Source organism: Lactobacillus sp. IBH004 (genome assembly GCF_026185255.2).
Taxonomy (GTDB): Bacteria; Bacillota; Bacilli; order Lactobacillales; family Lactobacillaceae; genus Lactobacillus; species Lactobacillus melliventris.
The window spans coordinates 1317080-1339618 of record NZ_CP110217.2 but is presented as its reverse complement, the minus strand read 5'-3'; the positions used below and the strand labels follow the sequence as shown (position 1 = coordinate 1339618).

The window sequence follows — 22539 nt, the reverse complement described above, 5'->3', positions numbered from 1 at the left end:
TAATGGATACTTTAATCAATAATATTTTATTAGCGTTCTATATCTTAATCGGGCTGTTTTTCTTGGCTGCAGCAATTGAGTCTTGGCGTGATCAATCAAATCCTGTGCGTTGGGGTACCGGGCTTTTCTGGTTTTTGTTTGCAATACTATTCTGTTGTGGGCAATGGCTTTCGAATGCAATTAACGGTGCAATTATAATAATTATTGCTTTATTATCTCTGTTTAAACAGGTTCGCGTAGGTCACATAAAAGATTTGGATGAAAAAGTTGCTCAACAAACGGTTAAACGTATTGGCAACTGGATTTTCTTACCAAGTATCTTGCTGGCAGTTTTAGCTTTGCTAATAGCCCAATTTACTAATCTAAGTGGCCAAGTAGGTATAGGTGTGGCAGCAATTATTTCACTTGTTATTGCACAAATTTTGACAAAAGCAAATGTGAAAGTTGTGTATGAGGATACTCAGAGAATGGTGCGTTCGGTAGGGTCAGCGGGAATCTTACCACAGCTGCTTGCTACTCTGGGTGTGGTGTTTACAGCTTCCGGTGTTGGGCAAGTGACTGCTAAAGCTATTTCTGGACTTTTTCCTATTGGAAACCATTTATTGGGAGTTACACTCTATTGTGTTGCCATGGCTTTGTTTACAGCCATCATGGGTAATGCGTTTGCGGCCTTTGCAGTTATTACTGCTGGGATTGGCATCCCTTTTGTTGTGGCACAAGGAGGTTCACCGGTTGTAGTTGCAGCTTTAGGGATGACTTCGGGTTATTGCGGTACGCTGTTAACACCAATGGCAGCAAACTTTAATACCCTGCCCGTTGCTCTTATGGAAATGAAAGATCAACTAGGCGTAATTAAACAACAATTTCCGATCGCAATCAGCATGTTGCTTATTCAAATTATGCTAATGTATTTTTTGGCATTTTAAGATAGTAAGGAGAAAAGATAATGAAAATTCTTGTAACAGGTTTTGATCCATTTGGTGAAGATAAAATTAATCCTGCGATCGAAGCAGTTAAACGGCTGGATGATGAAATCGCCGGAGCACAAATCGTAAAGCTTGAAATACCAACAGTTTTCGGTGATTGTGCCGATGTGGTTCATGAAGCTATTCTGAAGGAAAAACCTGATTATGTTTTAAATGTTGGACAAGCTGGTGGTCGCTATGGTCTAACTCCCGAACGAGTGGCAATTAATTTTGATGATGGTCGCATTGCCGATAATAAAGGATACCAACCACTTGCTACACCTATTCAGGCAGACGGTCAAAATGCATATTTCACGCAACTGCCTGTCAAGGCAATGGCACGGGCAATTAGGGAAGCTGGGCTTCCAAGTTCAGTTTCTACGACGGCAGGTACATTTGTCTGCAACCACATTATGTATCAAGTGCAGTATATGATTGATAAAGAATTTCATGACTTAAAAGCTGGCTTTATGCACATTCCGTATTTACCAGAACAAGTTGTTGCTAAACCAGAAACTCCTTGTCTGAGCTTAGCAGATGATGTAAAAGGTATTACGGCTGCCATTAGTGCAATTGTGAAGATGGATGGCAAGAAAGATTTGGCAAGTATTGAAGGACATATTGCCTAATTTTTTAATTATTTATATGTGTTGTGAGAAGAGATCGTTTTACTTGCGGTCTTTTTTCTTTTAATGAATAGTTTAGCGTATAATAATAACAGTAATGCAGAAAAGAAGGAGAATAATGGCGCAAACAAACCTGACTCCGATGATGGAGCAATATCACCAAATTAAAAAGCAATATCCCGATGCCTTTCTTTTTTATCGGGTGGGGGATTTTTACGAATTATTTGAAGACGATGCAATCAAGGGTGCCCAAATTTTGGAATTAACCTTGACTCACAGGTCCAACAAAGCCGAAAACCCTGTTCCTATGGCAGGAGTACCTCACGTGGCAGTGCAATCTTATGTAGATACACTGGTTGAAAAGGGTTATAAAGTAGCTTTATGCGAACAACTTGAAGATCCGAAAAAGGCCAAAGGAATGGTTAAACGTGGTATTATCCAACTTGTGACTCCCGGAACCTTGATGAATGACAAACCCAGTGAAGCCAAGGAATCGAATTATCTTACCTCTGTTGTAACTACCAAAAGTTGTTTTGGATTGGCATACAGCGATTTATCGACTGGTGAAATTTATGCCACTCATTTGAAGAGCTTTGCAGCTGTTTCAAATGAATTATTATCATTACGCACACGGGAAGTTGTTTTCAATGGTCATTTAAATGATCAGGATAATGACTTTTTTCATAAAGCAAATATTACTGTATCAGAGCCGGTAGAGTTAACTGGCAAACATGCGGAGATTTCCTTTGCTGAACAGGATCTGACAAACTCTGCTGAAAAAGCAGCTGTAAAACAGCTGGTAGGATATTTATTACAAACTCAGCGTCGTAGTTTAGCGCATTTACAAGTCGCTAAAAGCTATGAAGTCAATCAATATTTACAAATGTCGCATACTGTGCGGGATAATTTAGAATTGATCGCATCTGCAAAAACAGGTAAGAAGATGGGTTCACTTTTTTGGGTGCTTGATAAAACACATACCGCAATGGGTGGCCGCTTGTTAAAACAATGGCTTGCTCGGCCATTATTATCCGTTGAACAGTTAAACAGGCGCCAAGAGATGGTACAGGCGTTAATTGATGAGTACTTTACGCGGGAAAATATTAATGATGCTCTCAAGGGAGTTTATGACTTAGAACGCTTAACGGGGCGAATTGCTTTTGGTAATGTCAATGCCAGAGAGTTATTACAGTTGGCTCATTCTCTTAATGCCGTACCAACAATTTTGACAGCAATGCAAAAGGCTGAAAATAAAAATTTGCAAAATTTTGCCAGTCAAATTGATCCTTTAAAAGGAATTGCTAAATTGATTACGGATACTATTGTTGATCAGCCTCCAGTTCTGACTACTGAAGGAGGATTAATCAAGGATGGTGTTGATAGTCAATTAGATCGTTATCGGGATGCTATGAATAATGGTAAAAAGTGGCTGACTGGAATGGAGCAGAATGAACGAGCTCAAACGGGTATTGATAATTTAAAAGTTGGTTATAACAAGGTCTTTGGTTACTATATTCAAGTTACAAATTCAAATAAGAGTAAGGTTCCGCTTGACCGGTATACGCGTAAGCAAACTTTGACCAATGCAGAGCGTTATATTACCCCAGAACTTAAAGAACATGAAAATCTTATTTTAGAAGCACAAACCAAATCAACAGATTTAGAATACGATTTGTTTGTTAAATTAAGAGAAGAAGTCAAAAAATATATTCCAGCATTACAAAAGTTGGCTGGACAAGTAGCTCAACTTGATGTCTTTTGCTCTTTTGCTCAGGTGGCTGAAGACAATAATTATTGCAGACCTCATTTTCATACCGATAATCAAGATGTCAAGGTAGTATTAGGACGTCACCCAGTAGTTGAACAAGTGATGAAAGCTGGTTCCTTTATTCCAAACGATGTTAAGTTAACAGAAGATACTGATATCTTTCTGATAACAGGTCCTAATATGTCCGGTAAAAGTACATACATGAGGCAGCTGGCTCTTATTGCGGTAATGGCTCAAATAGGATCATTTGTACCAGCCGATAGTGCAGATTTGCCGATTTTTGACCAAATTTTTACCAGAATTGGTGCAGCTGATGATCTGATTTCTGGTCAAAGCACGTTTATGGTCGAAATGACTGAAGCAAATGATGCTTTACAACATGCCACTAAACGCAGCTTAGTTTTATTTGATGAAATCGGGCGGGGAACAGCTACTTACGATGGTATGGCTCTAGCTGGTGCTATTGTGCAGTATTTACATGATGAAGTTGAAGCCAAAGTTTTATTTGCTACACACTTTCACGAGTTAACAGCCTTGGAACAGACCTTACCTCATTTGAAAAATATTCATGTAGGAGCAACTGAAGAAAACGGCAAGCTGATTTTTCTCCATAAAATTTTACCAGGACCTGCAGATCAAAGTTATGGCATCCATGTTGCGCAACTTGCTGGTTTACCGAGAAAGGTTTTACGCCAAGCTACTAAGCTGCTTAAAAGACTTGAAGCTCAAGGTAGTAATTTGGGACCGGCTTCAACACAACTTGATTTATTTAGCTCAAGTAATGAGCCGGCCGAGGAACTACCAGTTGGTGCAGAGTCAGATTCTGCCAGTGAATTGACTGACAAAGAAAAAGATATCCTAGATGAAATTTCTAATCTTTATTTGGCAGATCAAACACCGTTGCAAGTGATGCAACTGGTGGAAAATTGGCAAGAAGATTTAAAGGATGAAAACTAATCATGGCACAAATACATGAGCTTTCAGTTAATCTGTCTAATCAGATTGCAGCTGGGGAGGTAATTGAAAGACCGGCAAGTGTGGTCAAAGAGTTGGTCGAGAATGCGATTGATGCTGGCAGTAGCAGAATTAGAATAGATTTTATTGATGCTGGTTTAAAACAGATTGTAGTTCAAGATAACGGCTCGGGGATCCCTAGTAATCAAATTGATCTTGCTTTTACTAGACATGCTACCAGCAAAATAAAAAGTGAACATGATTTGTTTAATGTCAGTACTTTAGGCTTTAGAGGAGAAGCTTTAGCTTCGATTGCTGCAGTTAGTCATGTTGAAATTTTAACTAATTCTTCTGGAGCAATTGGAACGCGTGCTGAATTTTCTGCTGGTGTTAAAAAAATGCAGGAAGATGCTGCAGCAAGACAAGGTACTCAGATAACGGTCAAAGATTTATTCTATAATACCCCGGCACGATTAAAATATTTGCGCAGTCCCAGGACTGAGATTATGAAAACAGTAGATATTGTTAATCGCCTCGCATTAGGATACCCAGAAATTGCCTTCACTCTAATGAACGAAGGAAGGATTCTGCTTAGAACTGCTGGTAATAATAATTTACGCCAAACGGTATCAAGTGTTTATGGCCGCAATATTGCTGAACGAATGTTGCCTTTTAAAGGTAGTGATAATGATTTTGAAGTGAGTGGTTTAATATCCAAGCCAGAACTCACGCGATCTACTCGTAATTTTATTTCTATTTTGCTTAATGGCCGTTACATTAGAAATTTTAAGTTGGCAAGTGCAGTGATGGCTGGTTATGGTAATAATCTTACTGACAAACATTACCCTATTGCAGTTATTAAAATCAAGACGGACCCCTTATTGGTTGATGTCAACGTTCACCCCACAAAGCGGGAGGTTCGCTTATCTAAAGAAACAGAATTGAGTCGCTTGATTACCAGTGCTATTAGTAGTGTGCTTCTGAAAAATGACGTGAAATCTGATGCATTGAGTAATTTACATTCAAGTAAAGAAGATACACTGGTTGATCAACTTAAGTTTAATTTAAACAAAAATGTGGTAGAAACGAAAAGGCCAAATGCAGGAATTGCGGAAATTAATGAACAGCCTCCAGCAGAAATCAAACACATTCAGCATTCACAGTATGTGAATTTGGATATTCCGCGAGACGATGAACATTATCTCATAACTGCGACATGGGATGATAATGTTGTCAAGCAATGCAGTTTAACACCCTTTACTAGTAAAAATACTAATAATGAGATTATTTCAAGCGGTGATGAAGTGTTAGCAGCAAGCTTACCCGAGTTAAGTTTTGTTGGTCAAACCCCAATGTTTATTATTGCTGCTAATAATGATGATTTATACTTAATCGATCAGGTTGCAGCCAGAAGACTGCTTTCTTTTCAAAAAATCATGCGTGAACTTTCAAGCTCTAAAATCAACCAGCAGGGATTGCTGAGTCCTTTAATTTTAGAATTTGGCAACCTGGATTTTTTGCAAATAAAAGAAAAGATGGCGGACATCAAAAAAATTGGGATTTTTTTAGAAGATTTTGGTCAGGATACCTTTATTTTAAGATCATATCCCACCTGGTTGAAACAAAATATTGAGCATTCTATTCGCAAGATTTTAGACTTGTTTTTAAATGTTGATCAAGGTAATTCTCAAAATTTAATTAAAAGAATAGCGGCCGATCAAGCTCAACGAGAAGTTTCGGGACGTAAAAAATTGACGGCTGCTGATTGTGGTGCAATTTTGACCAATCTGAGACAAATTGCTGATCCTTATCATGACGCTAAGGGGAATTTGGTAATTGTGCGCATCAGACAAAGTGATTTACGCAAAATGTTTAAGAGGAATAAATAAAATATGTATGAATATTTTCAGGGTGTTATTGTCACAATCAAACCTGATTTTGTAGTAGTTGATGTAAATGGAATTGGTTATAAAGTTTTTAGTCCCACACCTTATGCTTATCAAGAAGGACAAAAGGCGCGCGTTTTTATTGAACAAATTGTGCGGGATACCGGTATCACTTTATATGGCTTTCAGACTGAGGATGATAAGGGACTGTTTTTAAAGCTCCTAAGTGTAAGCGGAATTGGTCCCAAGTCTGCTTTAGCCATCATGGCGGCTGAAGATAGTAATTCATTAGCAAAAGCCATTGAAGAGGGTGAAGTAAAATATTTAACCCGCTTTCCAGGCGTTGGTAAAAAGACTGCTTCACAAATTGTGTTGGATTTAAAAGGTAAATTGGGCAGCTTTGTTAAGAACGCAAATAAGGCGGATTCGGCAGAAGTATCTCCTGAATTAAATGACGCATTATTAGCATTATTAGCGTTAGGATATACCAAAAAAGAAGTAGATAGAATTACACCAGCTTTAATTGCAGAGGAAAAAACAACTGCGGATCAGTACATTAAAAAGGGATTGGCACTTCTCTTAAAGAAGTAAAACTTGTTATAATGAAAATGACATTTAAAAGGGAAGTGAAACAGGTGACAGAAGATAAAAATAATATTGTTTCTGGAGAAGTTCAAGGCCAAGAAGAAGAACAAGCTGAGTTTTCTTTACGACCCCAGTCATTAAATGAGTACCTGGGTCAAAAACGCGTTAAAAAAGAAATGGCAGTTTATATTAAAGCTGCTCAAAAAAGGGATGAGGCTCTAGACCATGTGTTATTGTATGGCCCTCCTGGACTGGGTAAAACGACATTAGCTTTTGTGATAGCTAACGAACTTGGTGTGCATTTAAAAAGTACAAGTGGCCCGGCGATAGAAAAAGCGGGCGATTTGGTTGCCCTTTTAACTGATCTCGATCCTGGAGATATTTTATTTATAGATGAAATTCATCGTCTTGCCAAGCCTATTGAAGAAGTCCTGTATTCAGCGATGGAAGATTATTATGTTGATATTGTAATTGGAGAAGGACAAACTACTCACGCCGTTCACGTTCCCTTGCCCCCATTCACGCTTGTTGGTGCTACTACTTTGGCTGGCCAGCTGTCAGCTCCTTTACGTGACCGATTTGGTATAGTTGAGCATTTGCAATATTATACGGTTGAAGAACTTGAAAAAATAATTTCTCGTTCCAGCAAAGTTTTCAGTATTGAAATTGAACCCCAGGCAGCACACGAATTAGCTCGCAGATCACGGGGAACTCCCAGAGTAGCTAATCGGCTATTAAGACGAGTAAGGGATTTTGCCCAGGTGAAAGGAGAAAAAGTAATTTCTTTTGCAACCACAGCAAGTTCTCTTCAACAATTGCAGGTTGATGAAGAAGGACTAAATCAAACAGATCGCAAAATTTTACGGGTAATTATTGAAAATTATCATGGTGGACCAGTAGGTATTAGAACTTTAGCTGCTAATACTGGCGAGGACGTGGAGACAATTGAATCCCTTTATGAACCATATTTAATGCAAAACGGGTTTTTATTAATGACACCCAGAGGCAGAATGGTGACAGAGAAGGCTTATGTTCATTTAGGCCTGCCGCTGCCAAACAAGTAATGCAATTGTTCGTTATTTTCTGTATAATAAATATTTAGACAATAATTAATTTTAATTTGAGGAGTGTAAAAGTGAATAATTTATTTTTAGCACAAGCGAATGGTGCAGGTAGTAGTATGTGGACAATCATAGTTTTTGTAGTTTTGATTGCTTTTATGTACTTTATCATGATTAAGCCACAAAAAAAGCAACAACAAAAGAAAATGGAAATGATGAACCAATTGAAAAAAGGTGACAATGTCATTATGATTGACGGTCTTCACGGCAAAATTGATTCAGTAAATACCAAGGATAAAACGGTTGTGTTGGATGCTGATGGCATTTACTTAACATTTAGTCGAATGGCAGTACAACAAATTTTACCAGCTAATACGGCAAGTGCTGAGCCTGCACCAACACCATCAACTTCTGATGACGCTGAAAAGCCAGCAAAAAGTGAACCTGCTCAAGCTTCAAAAGAAGAGCAAAAACCTGCTGCTCCTGCAGAAAAGCCAGCTGCAGCCAAACCAGCTGATGCAGCTGATGGAACTCCAGATGATGGATCAAAAGAAAATTAAAACAATCTTAAGTGCCTTAGGGGCACTTTTTTGTTAGTAAAATTTATTTAGCTTAAAAAGTAAATATTGCTCAAGGCGCGAGTTTAACGGCAAAATAGTATAAAATGATGTTAGTGTAAAAAGGTATGAGAAAGGATTTTTTCATGAATAACATTCCAGTAATTATGATTATCTTTGGTGGTAGTGGTGATTTAGCGCATAGAAAGCTGTATCCTGCACTTTTTAATTTATATGAACAGGGCCTAATTCACGATAATTTTGCCGTAATTGCAACGGCTCGGCGACCATGGTCACATGATTTTTTACGCCAGCAAATATGCGATGCTGTGCACGAAACGCATGCTGAAGTAAACGAAAATGATTTAGTTGCTTTTGCCAGTCATTTTTATTATCAGTCACACGATGTAACCAACATTGAACACTATGAAACTCTGAAGAATTTGGCACAAGAATTAGATGATCGTTATAGTGCGCAGGGAAATCGTATCTTTTATATGGCAATGGCTCCCAAGTTCTTTGGCACAATCGCTGAACATATTAAAGATCAACATTTGACTAGTACCGGCTTTAAACGTATTGTTGTTGAAAAACCCTTTGGAAGAGATCTGGCAAGTGCAGAAGAATTAAATAAGCAGATTACTGCTTCCTTTGCTGAGGATGATATTTTTAGGATTGATCATTATTTAGGTAAAGAAATGATTCAAAACATTCTGCCTATGAGGTTAACTAATCCTCTAATTAAAAATATATGGAATAATCAGAATATCAAAAATGTTCAGGTCACTTTAGCAGAACAGCTGGGAGTCGAGGCTCGTGGCGGCTATTATGAAACTTCAGGCGCTTTACGTGATATGGTGCAAAATCATATTTTTCAGATTATTACCCTTCTAGCAATGCCGGAGCCAAAGGATTTGACCTCGCAAAGTATTCATGAGGCTAAGCAAAAACTTTTAGACAGTATGGTAATTCCGACAGAAGACGAGATTGCGCGTCATTTTGTGCGGGGGCAATATTTGGGTAGTGATGTTACCTTTGGGTATCGGCAAGAACCAAACGTTGCTGCCGATTCAAATACAGAAACTTTCGTTGCTGGAGAGGTTAAATTTAAAAAGGGTCCTCTTGCTGATTTGCCAATTTATTTTAGAACCGGCAAAGAAATGCGGGAAAAGAAAAATAGGATTGATATTGTTTTAAAACACATGTCTAATCAATACGGTAAAGCTCATTCAAACAACATATCAATTATAATAGATCCACAGATGCAAATTTTTATTACTATTAATGGTAAAAAAATTAATGAACCCGGAATTCGCAGGGAAAATCTAAGCTACGGCTTTACAAGTGAAGACCAAAAACAGGTACCAGATGGCTATGAGCGTTTACTGCATGATGTTTTTGTTAATGATTCAACCAACTTTACTCATTGGAGTGAATTAAAGAATTATTGGAAATTTATTGACCATGTAGAAGAAACATGGCAAAAAGAAAATGAAAATGGTCAAGAGCCAGAACAATACTTGCCGTACAGAATGGGTCCAAAATCAGCAAATAAAATTTTCGAATCAGCTACCGAGCGCTGGATTTATGAGTAACTTTGATGACGGTCTTTTACCACAAAATGACACTCACAGAAAGATTATTCACCTTGATATGGATGCTTTCTATGCTGCAGTTGAAACACGTGATCATCCTGAACTAAAAGATAAGGCGCTTGTAATTGGTCAAGATCCCAGAAATCATCATGGCCACGGCGTTGTTGCCACGGCAAATTATATTGCACGTCAGTATGGCGTCCATTCAGCTATGCCATCAATTAAGGCTTTAAAGCTCATACCGCCGGATAAACTGGTATTTAAGAGCCCTGATTTTAAAAAGTATCATAGTGTTTCTGCTGAAATTCATCAGTTGATGTATGAAATTACTGACAATGTTCAGTCTATTGCACTGGATGAAGCATATTTAGATGTTACTGAAAATAAGCTGGGATTAACTTCTGCTTTGCAAATCGCGATTGATCTGCAGGTAAAAATAAAAAAAGAAATAGGTTTAAATTGTTCTTTCGGCGTGACCTATAACAAATTTTTAGCAAAAATGGGTTCCGAATATTCGAAGCCTTTTGGTCGAACTATTATTTTGCCCCAAGAAGCTAAAGAATTTTTAGCCATACAAAAAATTGCTCAGTTTCATGGTATTGGGCCTAAGACGCAAGCTAAGTTAGCTGAAATGGGTGTCTACACGGGACGTGGGTTGCAAAAAATGCACGTTCGTGATTTAATAAAACATTTCAACCGCATGGGTTATTTAATGGCGGAACATGCAAATGGCATTGATTTGTCGCGGGTAATTCCTGATGATGAGCGTAATCGCAAGTCTATTGGGATTGAACGCTCGTATGAACCCAGTGTATACAATGAACAGACCGCTCTTACCAATTTGCGCAACTATGTTAATGATTTAGCTGACAAGTTAATTGAACGCAATTTTTATGCCAATACGGTTGTCTTAAAAATTCGCAATAGTAATTTTAAGACTGTTACGAAAAGGCGCAAGCTTGAACATGCTACTAATAATCCATTAGAATTATATGACGCAGCTAAAGATCTTTTTGAGCCCATTTCTAGCTCGTTTTTAAATGATGGTATCAGGCTTTTGGGGGTAACAGCTACAGATTTTACAGAGGCTGATTATGAAAATATGGATTTAGAATTATTTTCTCAATAAGAAAAAATTTTGTTAAAGTAAAACGGCTAAAATTAAGAAGGAGAATAGATATGAGTACTTTTACAGAGATATACCAAAAAATTACGCAATATGACACGATTATATTGCATCGTCATACCAGTCCTGACCCTGATGCTCTAGGCTCTCAGGCTGGACTTGCACGTTCTTTAAAACTGCAGTTTCCAAGTAAGAAGATCCTATGTGCCGGAGAAAATGATGAGGGTGATCTCGCTTGGATCAATCGTATGGATCAGGTGACTGAAAAGGATTATCAAGGAGCCTTGGTAATCACCACTGATACAGGAAATACTGCCCGCATTTCTAACAAATTATATAATAAGGGTGATTTTCTGATTAAAATTGACCATCATCCGGATGTTGAACCATATGCAGATATGAGTTATGTTGATGATCATGCACCTGCTGCGTCACAAATCATTGCTGATTTCATTATTACTGAAAAAATGCCATTGACTGCAGAAGTGGCCTACCCTCTTTATGCCGGTATTGTTGGTGATACAGGTAGATTTATGTATCCTGAAACAACTGACCATACTTTTAAAATAGTTGCTAAACTGGCAGCAACTGGAATTAATATTAATGAAATTGCTCGCAACATTAGTGACGTTACCTTTGAACAGGCAAAATTACAGGCCGTCGTTTTGGAATATATGAAAGTTGATTCCTGTGGTGCTGCCTATGCTGTTTTATCTCAAGATACTCTGCATAAATTGGGTGTAAATTCGGAACAAGCTTCATGCACGGTTTCTACTCCTGGAAGAATTAAGGATATCATTGCCTGGAATGTCTTTGTGGAAAAGTCTGACGGCACTTATAGGGTTCATTACCGTTCAAAGGGTCCAGTAATCAACGAGCTTGCAGCTAAACATGATGGTGGTGGCCACGCATTGGCAAGTGGAGCTAATGCTAAAGATATAGCTGAAGTGAAGCAAATATTTGCGGAATTAGTTCAAGTAACCAAGGAATATCAAGAGGAACATGAATAACATTTTTGAAAACGATAAGTTAAGTCCAGCACTAAGACAAGGTCTGAAAAAAATAAACTTTGTTAAACCGACTGAGGTGCAGGAAAAAGTAATACCTGTTTTACTGGCACACAAAAATGCTGTAGTACAGGCAGTTACGGGATCGGGTAAAACTCATGCTTTCTTAATCCCTGTAATGAATGAAATCAATGAAAAACTGCCGTATCCACAAGCAATTTTGACTACTCCTAGCAGAGAACTTGCTCAGCAATTATATCAAGTGACTCGTCAATTAAGGGATGCTGCCGGATTAAATATTTCGGTTGCCCAATTGGCAGGAGGCACTGATCGGGAACGCCAACTTGAAAAAATAGGTAGGCACAAACCACAAATTATCATAGCTACTCCTGGTAGGCTTCATGATTTTGTTGCCAAAAAGATTTTACCATTAGACTATGTCACAAATTTTGTCATTGATGAAGCTGACATGACTTTAGATATGGGTTTCTTGGGTGAAATTGACTTTATTGCGCAGAGATTGCCTCAAAATTGTGTTTTAACAGCTTTTTCTGCCACAATTCCTGTTAAATTAGCTAACTTTTTACGCAAGTATATGGCTAAACCAGAAACCATTATTGTAGATAATCCTACAGTTATTTCGCCAACAGTAAAAAATGATTTACTTGATGTCGGATCTAAAAATCGAAAGAAAATACTATATCAGTTACTAACAATTGGTCAGCCTTATTTAGCACTTATTTTTGCTAATACCAAGCAAACGGTAGATGAATTAACTGAGTTTCTTATTAAACAAGGGTTAAGAGTTGCTAAAATTCATGGCGGCATTACTGAACGTGAACGAAAAAGAACCATGAGAGAAGTAGAAGCTGGACAATTTCAATATGTCGTAGCCACTGACTTGGCCGCGCGGGGGATTGATATTGCAGGTGTTAGTCTAGTCATTAACTATGAAATTCCGCGTGAATTAGAATTCGTAATTCATCGTATTGGTCGAACCGGTCGCAACGGTATGAGTGGTCACGCCATTACTCTAATTCGTGAAGAAGAAATGGATCAGATTTTTAAATTAGAAAATATGGGAGTCCATTTCGATTTTGTGGAATTAAAAAATGGGGCTCTAGTACCACGTAAACATTATCATAGCCGTAAAACAAGGCAGTCGTCTTCTCAAAGTCTTGATAATAAGATGCGTGGCTTGGTGAAGAAAGCCCAAAAGAAACGTAAGCCTGGCTATAAGAAAAAGATTAAGCGTGCTATCCAACTAGATAAAGCGCAAAAGAATAAAATTGAGCAACGTAGTAAAATTCGTAAGGCAAAGCGCCAAAGAAAAATGAAGCGTAACAATTAATCTTAATTCTAAAAATAAACTACATTTAGTTTGATTCAAATGATTGATGCAAACGACTAATTTCTGGTTTTAATCCAAATTAGTCGTTTTATTTTGCTTTGCAAAATACAAAGAATGGATTTTGTTTTAATAATACTGTTAGTCTTTAAAAATAACGCCATTATTTTCAAAGAAAGTATTGCTTGTCATAACCATTATTGCTATACTTATGGCACCATAAGTAGGAGCGATGAAAATGAAATTGACAAAAACTGAGGAAGTTCTTGTTTTTGAGCTATCAAGATACAGCGTGGAAAAGTATACTGTTACTAAATTTTGTCAGAAATTAGACATTAACCGTGGCGCTTTTTATAGAAGATACAGTAATATTTGTGATTTATTTACTTCAGTCTTAACTTTGCAAACCAGACGAGCCTTACGCAGTGTGGGCAATGAATCAATGGATCGAATGTTTTATCGCATGTTGAAAAAAATTAAGGAAAATAAGACTTTTTATGGCAACTTGCACAGAATTGCCAAGGATCCGCCATTATTTTATCGCGTGTTAAGAAAAGAATATGCTTTAGCCATAGAGAATTATATGCGACCTAGAGGACCGTTTTCGGTGCGTAAAGTTGAACTGGTAGCAAATGGAATATACGCTATTATATTCAATTGGGTTGTTGACGAATGCAGGCATGATATTAGGGATGTTTATCAAAGTATTCATTTGTTACTAACACATATAGAGCAAACAATAAGACGGACTGAATAAGCCCCTTTTGCTAGTGTTTTACTGGTAATAATAATTTTTTGCAAAAAAGACTTGCAAAAAAGGAAAATACTTGCTAGTATTAATAACTGTCGTCGGGCAATGAGCCGCAAGGCAAGAGCACGAAGACAGCGTTAAAAATCAAGCAAAAGCAGTTGACAAAAGACAATTGTTTTAGTAAGATAATAAACGCTGTCCGGTAAGACGGCAAAAATGAGTCAGAAAAAAGTGCTTGACAAAAGTGCTTGAATCTGGCAAAATAAAAAAGCTGCTTTAGCAGCAGGTAGTACCTTGAAAACTGAACAATGTTTTCGCAAAAATGTGCGGGTTTAAAGAACCCAAAACAAAAGAGCGAAGTCAATTTCGCAAGCAAATAAATCCGAGATGCGAATCTTGGAACGAATGAGCAAACATTCAAACAAACATTTAAAAAATGAGAGTTTGATCCTGGCTCAGGACGAACGCTGGCGGCGTGCCTAATACATGCAAGTCGAGCGAGCAATTTTGACGGAATACTTCGGTAGGAAGTCAGAAGCGCGAGCGGCGGATGGGTGAGTAACACGTGGGCAACCTGCCCTTTAGCTTGGGATACCACTTGGAAACAGGTGCTAATACCAAATAAGCAGCAAGAGCGCATGCTCAAGCTGAGAAAGGCGGCTTTCGAGCTGTCACTAAAGGATGGGCGCGGTGCATTAGCTAGTTGGTAAGGTAACGGCCTACCAAGGCGATGATGCATAGCCGAGTTGAGAGACTGACCGGCCACATTGGGACTGAGACACGGCTCGAAACTCCTACGGGAGGCAGCAGTAGGGAATCTTCCACAATGGACGCAAGTCTGATGGAGCAACGCCGCGTGAGTGAAGAAGGTTTTCGGATCGTAAAGCTCTGTTGTTGGTGAAGAAGGACAAGGAAAGCAACTGATCTTTGTTTGACGGTAATCAACCAGAAAGTCACGGCTAACTACGTGCCAGCAGCCGCGGTAATACGTAGGTGGCAAGCGTTGTCCGGATTTATTGGGCGTAAAGCGAACGCAGGCGGGAAGATAAGTCAGCTGTGAAAGCCCCCAGCTTAACTGGGGAACTGCAGCTGAAACTATGTTTCTTGAGTGCAGAAGAGGAGAGTGGAACTCCATGTGTAGCGGTGGAATGCGTAGATATATGGAAGAACACCAGTGGCGAAGGCGGCTCTCTGGTCTGTAACTGACGCTGAGGTTCGAAAGCATGGGTAGCGAACAGGATTAGATACCCTGGTAGTCCATGCCGTAAACGATGAGTGCTAAGTGTTGGGAGGTTTCCGCCTCTCAGTGCTGCAGCTAACGCATTAAGCACTCCGCCTGGGGAGTACGACCGCAAGGTTAAAACTCAAAGGAATTGACGAGGCGCACAAGCGGTGGAGCATGTGGTTTAATTCGAAGCAACGCGAAGAACCTTACCAGGTCTTGACATCTAGTGCCAGTCCTAGAGATAGGATGTTTCCTTCGGGAACACTAAGACAGGTGGTGCATGGCTGTCGTCAGCTCGTGTCGTGAGATGTTGGGTTAAGTCCCGCAACGAGCGCAACCCTTATTATTAGTTGCCAGCATTAAGTTGGGCACTCTAATGAGACTGCCGGTGACAAACCGGAGGAAGGTGGGGACGACGTCAAGTCATCATGCCCCTTATGACCTGGGCTACACACGTGCTACAATGGTTAGTACAACGAGCAGCGAACCTGCAAAGGCAAGCGAATCTCTGAAAGCTAATTTCAGTTCGGATTGCACTCTGCAACTCGAGTGCATGAAGCTGGAATCGCTAGTAATCGCGGATCAGCACGCCGCGGTGAATACGTTCCCAGCCTTGTACACACCGCCCGTCACACCATGAGAGTCTGTAATGCCCAAAGCCGGTGGGATAACCTGCAAAGGAGTCAGCCGTCTAAGGCAGGACAGATGATTAGGGTGAAGTCGTAACAAGGTAGCCGTAGGAGAACCTGCGGCTGGATCACCTCCTTTCTAAGGAAAAGGGAGCCGAGACGGAGAGTAGAAATACTAAGAGAAGTCCGGCAAAGGCACATGAGTAGGGAAGACATTGTTTAGTTTTGAGGGTAGTACCTCAGAAAAAGGAAAAGATACGCTAGATACGGGCCTATAGCTCAGCTGGTTAGAGCGCACGCCTGATAAGCGTGAGGTCGATGGTTCAAGTCCATTTAGGCCCATAGGCAAGTATAAGAAAAGCAGCGTGTCTAGAAAAGACATTGGGGGCTTAGCTCAGTTGGGAGAGCACCTGCTTTGCAAGCAGGAGGTCATCGGTTCGAACCCGTTAGCCTCCATTGGATCTGAGACAGATCCAATGAGTTAGTACATTGAAAACTGAATATAATCCAAGAAAAACCGAGAAACAATCAAAAGAGAACAGATTGCTAAAGAGCGACCGAGAGAGTATCTTGAGTAAGGTCAAGTAAAGAAGGGCGCACGGTGAATGCCTAGGCACAATGAGGCGAAGAAGGACGTGACGAACCACGAAAGGCTTCGGGGAGCAGTAAGTACGCAAAGATCCGGAGATATCCGAATGGGGAACCCAATGCATGCAGATGCATTACCAGGTGGTGAATCAATAGCCACCTGGGGCAAGACGCAGTGAACTGAAACATCTAAGTAGCTGCAGGAAGAGAAAGAAAAATCGATTTCCCTAGTAGCGGCGAGCGAAGCGGAAAGAGCCCAAACCAGATGATTTATCATTTGGGGTTGTAGGACTGCGACAAGGCAGCGCAAAGGATAGCAGAATTACCTGGGAAGGTAAGCCAGAGAGGGTGAGAGCCCCGTAAGCGAAATCCCAAGCGCGCCGAGCAGGATCCTGAGTAGGTCGGGACACGAGGAATCCTGATTGAAGCAGCGAGGACCATCTCGCAAGGCTAAATACTACATTGTGACCGATAGTGAACCAGTACCGTGAGGGAAAGGTGAAAAGAACCCCGGGAGGGGAGTGAAAGAGAACCTGAAACCGTGTGCCTACAAATAGTCAAAGCCCATTAAGGGGTAATGGCGTGCCTTTTGTAGAATGAACCGGCGAGTTACGTTAATTAGCGAGGTTAAGTCAGAAAAGACGGAGCCGGAGCGAAAGCGAGTCTGAAGAGGGCGCAGTAGTTAGTTGATGTAGACCCGAAACCAAGTGACCTACCCATGACCAGGTTGAAGGTGCGGTAAAGCGCACTGGAGGATCGAACCCACGTAAGTTAAAAATTGCGGGGATGAGTTGTGGGTAGCGGTGAAATTCCAAACGAACTTGGAGATAGCTGGTTCTCTCCGAAATAGCTTTAGGGCTAGCCTGGTGCTAGAAATGATCATGGAGGTAGAGCTCTGTTTGGACGAAGAGCCGTCAGGGGTTACTGAATTCAGATAAACTGCGAATTCCAGCGATCAAGGCACTGGAGTCAGACTGCGAGTGATAAGATCCGTAGTCGAAAGGGAAACAGCCCAGATCACCAGTTAAGGTCCCCAAATCTATGCTAAGTGGAAAAGGATGTGGAGTTGCGTAGACAACTAGGATGTTGGCTCAGAAGCAGCCATCATTAAAAGAGTGCGTAATAGCTCACTAGTCGAGTGACGCTGCGCCGAAAATTTACCGGGGCTAAGCATAGTACCGAAACTGTGGATGTGCAGTAATGCACGTGGTAGGAGAGCGTTCTAAATGCGGCGAAGTTTAACTGTGAAGATAAATGGAGCGTTTAGAAGTGAGAATGCCGGTATGAGTAGCGCAAGATAGGTGAGAATCCTATCCGCCGAAAGACTAAGGTTTCCTGGGGCAGGCTCGTCCGCCCAGGGTAAGTCGGGACCTAAGGCAAGGCCGAAAGGCGTAGTCGATGGAGAACAGGTAGAGATTCCTGTACTGCTTATCTTCGTTAACAGCGAAGGAGGGACGCAGGAGGCAAAGAACGCATGGCGCTGGAAGCCATGTTTAAGCGTCAAGTGTGGTAATGAGTCAAATGCTTGTTACTGATAAGCACAAGGCGTGATGAGGAGCGAAATTAGAGTAGCGAAGGTTCAAGCGTCACACTGCCAAGAAAAGCTTCTAGTGAGAAGATAGGTACCCGTACCGCAAACCGACACAGGTAGTCGAGTGGAGAACACTCAGGTGAGCGAGAGAACTCTCGTTAAGGAACTCGGCAAAATCGCCCCGTAACTTCGGGAGAAGGGGTGCTGGTGTAAAGCCAGCCGCAGTGAATAGGCTCAAACAACTGTTTATCAAAAACACAGGTCTCTGCTAAGTCGTAAGACGACGTATAGGGGCTGACACCTGCCCGGTGCTGGAAGGTTAAGGAGAGCTGTAAGCGTAAGCGAAGCAGCGAACTGAAGCCCCAGTAAACGGCGGCCGTAACTATAATCGATCCTAAGGTAGCGAAATTCCTTGTCGGGTAAGTTCCGACCTGCACGAAAGGTGTAATGATTTGGGCACTGTCTCAACGAGAGACTCGGTGAAATTATAATACCCGTGAAGATGCGGGTTACCCGCGACAGGACGGAAAGACCCCATGGAGCTTTACTGCAATTTGATATTGGGCAGCTGTTAAACATGTACAGGATAGGTAGGAGCCGGAGAAGATAGCACGCCAGTGTTATCAGAGGCAATGTTGGGATACTACCCTTGTTTGATGGCTGCTCTAACCAGAGCCTCTAAGCGAGGCATGGGACAGTGTCAGACGGGCAGTTTGACTGGGGCGGTCGCCTCCTAAAGTGTAACGGAGGCGCCCAAAGGTTCCCTCAGAATGGTTGGAAATCATTCACAGAGTGCAAAGGTATAAGGGAGCTTGACTGCGAGAGCGACAACTCGAGCAGGGACGAAAGTCGGGCTTAGTGATCTGGTGGTACCGTATGGAAGAGCCATCACTCAACGGATAAAAGCTACCCTGGGGATAACAGGCTTATCTCCCCAAGAGTTCACATCGACGGGGAGGTTTGGCACCTCGATGTCGGCTCGTCGCATCCTGGGGCTGAAGTCGATTCCAAGGGTTGGGCTGTTCGCCCATTAAAGCGGCACGCGAGCTGGGTTCAGAACGTCGTGAGACAGTTCGATCCCTATCCGTCGTGGGCGTAGGAAATTTGCGAGGAGCTGTCCTTAGTACGAGAGGATCGGGATGGACATACCGCTGGTGTACCAGTTGTCTTGCCAAAGGCATCGCTGGGTAGCTAAGTATGGCCGGGATAAGCGCTGAAAGCATCTAAGTGCGAAGCCCCCTCAAGATGAGATTTCCCATACGCAAGTAGTAAGACACCTCAAAGACTAAGAGGTAGATAGGCTGGGAGTGGAAGAGCCGTGAGGCTTGGAGCGGACCAGTACTAATCAGTCGAGGACTTGACCAAAGCTTAAAGGCAATCAAGGTTTTTTTAGCGGATTATATTTAGTTTTGAGTGTAAAAGCTCACAAGGAAAAAGTACGGTGGCAAGAGCAAGAAGGAAACACCTGTAACCATGCCGAACACAGCAGTTAAGCTTCTTCACGCCGAGAGTAGTTGGTGGGAGACTGCCTGCGAGGGTAGGACGCTGCCGTGCTTTTTAGTATTCCGGCTTAGCTCAGTTGGTAGAGCGCTTGACTGTTAATCAAGATGTCGTCAGTTCGAGTCTGACAGCCGGAGTTAATTTGGAGTGTTGTCCGAGTGGCTTAAGGAGCATGATTGGAAATCATGTATATGGGTTAATCCTGTATCGAGAGTTCAAATCTCTCACACTCCGTAAGAAACCCTGTAGTCATAAATAACTACAGGGTCTTTTTTCGCTAATTTTTTAAATTAAAATTTTATATGTATAAAAAACTGTTTTTAAAATCAACTCTAGAAAAGCGCATCGATTTTACCTTCGACGACTTGCTTTTGAAAGTACTGAATTTTTTCAACATTGATATTGCGTAAAAGTTCAATAATTAAGCAGTTATCTGAATTAACACTAATTACAGCTTTTGAAATTTCTTCAAGACTAACATTTTTGAGTAACTTTTGTTGAATCTTGATTGAATCTATTGAAGTTTTTTGTAAATACTTTTCATTTTGAGTGCGGTGCCAAACTGCACAATCAATATTTTGGTTTAAAATTTCAAAAGGTACATTGGAATATTTTACTGGTATGTATTCAGCGTTTGGATATATTTCTTTAGTGAGTATAGATTGATCATAGGAGCTATCATCTAAACCCACTCTTATGTTTGATACAAGTCTATTTTCTATTCCTTGTTTTTCCAGTAATAGCAATCCATCTTTCTTATAAAAAGTATGGCTGTTGAATTTTAATGCTATTTTTAACTTTGGACTAATTTCTTTTCTATCTTTAGCAGAGGCAAGTGAAGAAACAACAAAATCTTCTTTTGACTTCTTACTTAGAATACGATCAAATCTAATAGCTGAACCATACCCATATACTATAACAAGTGGTATATTTAAATCGTTTAATGCTTCCCTGATCCCCATGGCTAATCCCCGCATTTCTAGGCTAAGCGGTTCAGGAAATAATCCCACAAGATGACGATTTGGCAAAAATCCCCATAGCTTTTTGATATCTTTAGAAATCAAAATCGTTCCATAATGTGGTTGAGCCTTTAGTTTAATGATTTTCTCTTGCTCAAAATCCTTAAGTGCACTTTGAATAGTCCCAGTACCAACCTTTAATTCGTCATGAAGAAAACTAAAAGTCGGTATTTTATCTCCTATCTTGCAGGATAAAAGTATTTCAGCAAGCTTTTGTTGAGTGTGTGCAGTCTTACTCGAAAATATATTAATCGCTCCCATACTATCAATTTTTATTTAATAATCTGATATTTCCAACTAAAAATAATATTGAAATCATAAATTTAGAGTTGAACATTATTAAATATCATTATACACCGAATAGTGAATGTCTTTAAAAAAACAAATTATCTATTAGAGTAGTACTTCTAAAATAATATTTTTAATATTTGTTTGATTAATTATACAAAATACTGTATTATGTATTTGAACAAAAGTAATTTAGATTTATTCTTGTATTGTAAATATGTCTTGTAAAGGGGGTAATTAAGTGAATATATTAAAGGGAGCCATTGATTGGTTTATTGGTCTTGGAGGAACGTATTTTGTTCCAATTGTTATGCTAATTATTGGATTAGTGTGCAAAGCTGGTTTTGCGAAAAGTCTAACAAGCTCATTATTAATTGGAATTGGATTAACGGGTTTGAACTTGATAACTGATTTTTCGGTTCAGGCTATGCAACCAGTAACTAAGGCTTTGTCTATAAGACTACATGCAAACTTTTCAGTAGTTGACATTGGATACGGTAGTGTTACTGCTGCCTGGGGATGGCCAGGAGTTCCTTGGATAATTTTAGGAATTGTCGTTGTGAATATTATTTTAGTAACTTTAAAACTTACTAACACTTTGTGGGTAGACATGTGGAATATTTGGCATGGCTCGGCTCTGGGTGTTATGTTTTGGGCTTTCACTAAAAATTTATTGTTAGGCATTATTGCTGGGATTGTTACTCTTGTAATTTCAATGTTTTTAGCTGATTTTCATGCCAAAAAGTTTCAGGAATTTAATAAACTTGAAGGCGTAACTATTCCTGCGCCATCAGCAACATTTCCTGCAACTTTTGCCTTTTTTATGATGAAAATTATAAACATTATACCTGGGTTAAATAAAATAAAAGCTTCTTCTTCTGATATCAAAAAGAAATTTGGTATTTTTGGTGAAAACAGTGTAGTTGGTGCATTATTAGGAGCAGTAATCGGTTTAATTGCAGGAATAGGTGTCGCCTCGACTATACAATTAGCAATAAAATTAGCAGCTGTGCTTGTAATTTTACCGGCTATGCTTCAATTTGTTGCAGATGGGATTTTACCGATTACCACTAATTTGTCTACTTTTATGAAAGATCGTTTCCAAGGAAGAAAATTAAATATTGCTGTTGATCCAGTAATGTTATTAAAAGATCCATCTGTAATGTCAACAGTAGTTATTATGTATCCAATTGCAATATTTCTTTGTGCTTTCTTACCAGGTAACAATTTTCTTCCAGTTGCAAGCTTAGCCGCTTTACCATATTGGATTGGCGGAATGGCTCCATATACCAAAGGAAATATTGTTTATAACGTCATTTTGACAACTATTTGGATAAGTTTAACAACTATAGCTGCAACTCAACTAGCTCCACTTACAACTCAAGCTGCGCAGATGACTCACGTTCTTAATGGAGTTGTTGGTGGAAAAACGTTAGTTAGTTGCTGGGATGAAGGTGGAAATTTATTGATGTGGATTGTTGTATACTTTTCGAAATTATTAGGATTTGGAAACTAGAAGTTTTAAGTAAG

Annotated in this window: 14 protein-coding genes, 4 tRNA genes and 3 rRNA genes; 20 read left to right on the top strand and 1 reads right to left on the bottom strand. The window is 40.0% G+C overall.

Annotated elements, in window-relative coordinates; genetic code table 11:
* Nucleotides 1-2: 2 nt before the first annotated feature.
* The 19 genes from LDX54_RS06675 (at nucleotide 3) to LDX54_RS06585 (ending at nucleotide 19936) form a co-directional block, all read left to right on the top strand.
* Nucleotides 3-926, top strand: coding sequence for a DUF979 domain-containing protein (locus tag LDX54_RS06675; RefSeq protein ID WP_265666537.1), 924 nt, complete (start codon nucleotides 3-5; stop codon nucleotides 924-926).
* Nucleotides 927-946: 20 nt separating this feature from the next.
* Nucleotides 947-1594: a pyroglutamyl-peptidase I gene (gene pcp / locus LDX54_RS06670; protein WP_122037821.1), complete on the top strand. Its 648-nt coding sequence runs from the start codon at nucleotides 947-949 to the stop codon at nucleotides 1592-1594.
* A gap of 139 nt (nucleotides 1595-1733) precedes the next feature.
* On the top strand, nucleotides 1734-4316 hold the full coding sequence (gene mutS, locus LDX54_RS06665; protein WP_187156770.1) for a DNA mismatch repair protein MutS: 2583 nt from the start codon (nucleotides 1734-1736) through the stop codon (nucleotides 4314-4316).
* Nucleotides 4317-4318: 2 nt separating this feature from the next.
* A complete protein-coding gene (gene mutL, locus LDX54_RS06660) occupies nucleotides 4319-6202 on the top strand; it encodes a DNA mismatch repair endonuclease MutL (RefSeq protein WP_265666538.1) in 1884 nt (627 codons plus the stop codon).
* A 3-nt stretch (nucleotides 6203-6205) separates the two neighbouring features.
* The gene (gene ruvA / locus LDX54_RS06655) at nucleotides 6206-6790 is read left to right on the top strand and encodes a Holliday junction branch migration protein RuvA (protein WP_265666539.1); all 585 of its coding nucleotides are present in this window, start codon (nucleotides 6206-6208) and stop codon (nucleotides 6788-6790) included.
* An 11-nt stretch (nucleotides 6791-6801) separates the two neighbouring features.
* Entirely contained in the window at nucleotides 6802-7848 is a 1047-nt protein-coding gene (gene ruvB, locus LDX54_RS06650; protein WP_265666540.1) for a Holliday junction branch migration DNA helicase RuvB, read from the top strand.
* 71 nt (nucleotides 7849-7919) lie between these two features.
* Nucleotides 7920-8405, top strand: coding sequence for a preprotein translocase subunit YajC (yajC, locus tag LDX54_RS06645; protein WP_265666541.1), 486 nt, complete (start codon nucleotides 7920-7922; stop codon nucleotides 8403-8405).
* A gap of 143 nt (nucleotides 8406-8548) precedes the next feature.
* On the top strand, nucleotides 8549-9997 hold the full coding sequence (gene zwf / locus LDX54_RS06640; protein WP_046325246.1) for a glucose-6-phosphate dehydrogenase: 1449 nt from the start codon (nucleotides 8549-8551) through the stop codon (nucleotides 9995-9997).
* Nucleotides 9990-11126 carry a DNA polymerase IV gene (dinB, locus tag LDX54_RS06635; RefSeq protein WP_265666542.1) on the top strand — a complete coding sequence of 379 codons (1137 nt, stop codon included), beginning with the start codon at nucleotides 9990-9992 and terminating at the stop codon, nucleotides 11124-11126. Before zwf ends, dinB begins: the two co-directional genes overlap by 8 nt.
* Before the next feature lie 50 nt (nucleotides 11127-11176).
* Nucleotides 11177-12133, top strand: coding sequence for a bifunctional oligoribonuclease/PAP phosphatase NrnA (locus tag LDX54_RS06630; protein ID WP_265666544.1), 957 nt, complete (start codon nucleotides 11177-11179; stop codon nucleotides 12131-12133).
* Entirely contained in the window at nucleotides 12126-13481 is a 1356-nt protein-coding gene (locus tag LDX54_RS06625) for a DEAD/DEAH box helicase (RefSeq protein ID WP_265666545.1), read from the top strand. Before LDX54_RS06630 ends, LDX54_RS06625 begins: the two co-directional genes overlap by 8 nt.
* 235 nt (nucleotides 13482-13716) lie before the next feature.
* Entirely contained in the window at nucleotides 13717-14235 is a 519-nt protein-coding gene (locus LDX54_RS06620; RefSeq protein WP_046325242.1) for a TetR-like C-terminal domain-containing protein, read from the top strand.
* A gap of 426 nt (nucleotides 14236-14661) precedes the next feature.
* Nucleotides 14662-16222 (top strand): 16S ribosomal RNA (locus LDX54_RS06615).
* A 129-nt stretch (nucleotides 16223-16351) separates the two neighbouring features.
* Nucleotides 16352-16425 (top strand) — tRNA-Ile (locus tag LDX54_RS06610).
* A 41-nt stretch (nucleotides 16426-16466) separates the two neighbouring features.
* Nucleotides 16467-16539 (top strand) — tRNA-Ala (locus tag LDX54_RS06605).
* A 122-nt stretch (nucleotides 16540-16661) separates the two neighbouring features.
* A 23S ribosomal RNA gene (locus LDX54_RS06600) occupies nucleotides 16662-19567 on the top strand.
* A gap of 72 nt (nucleotides 19568-19639) precedes the next feature.
* Nucleotides 19640-19756, top strand: a 5S ribosomal RNA gene (rrf, locus tag LDX54_RS06595).
* The 16S, 23S and 5S rRNA genes sit together here with 4 tRNA genes alongside, the layout of an rRNA operon.
* 10 nt (nucleotides 19757-19766) lie before the next feature.
* Nucleotides 19767-19839 (top strand) — tRNA-Asn (locus tag LDX54_RS06590).
* A 7-nt stretch (nucleotides 19840-19846) separates the two neighbouring features.
* Nucleotides 19847-19936, top strand: a tRNA-Ser gene (locus tag LDX54_RS06585).
* A gap of 98 nt (nucleotides 19937-20034) precedes the next feature.
* Here LDX54_RS06585 and LDX54_RS06580 read toward each other — a convergent pair.
* On the bottom strand, nucleotides 20035-20982 hold the full coding sequence (locus tag LDX54_RS06580; protein WP_198202078.1) for a YhfZ family protein: 948 nt from the start codon (nucleotides 20980-20982) through the stop codon (nucleotides 20035-20037).
* 268 nt (nucleotides 20983-21250) lie between these two features.
* On the opposite strand from LDX54_RS06580, the gene LDX54_RS06575 reads away from it, so the two are divergent.
* Nucleotides 21251-22525: a PTS transporter subunit IIC gene (locus LDX54_RS06575; protein WP_174795437.1), complete on the top strand. Its 1275-nt coding sequence runs from the start codon at nucleotides 21251-21253 to the stop codon at nucleotides 22523-22525.
* Nucleotides 22526-22539 lie beyond the last annotated feature (14 nt).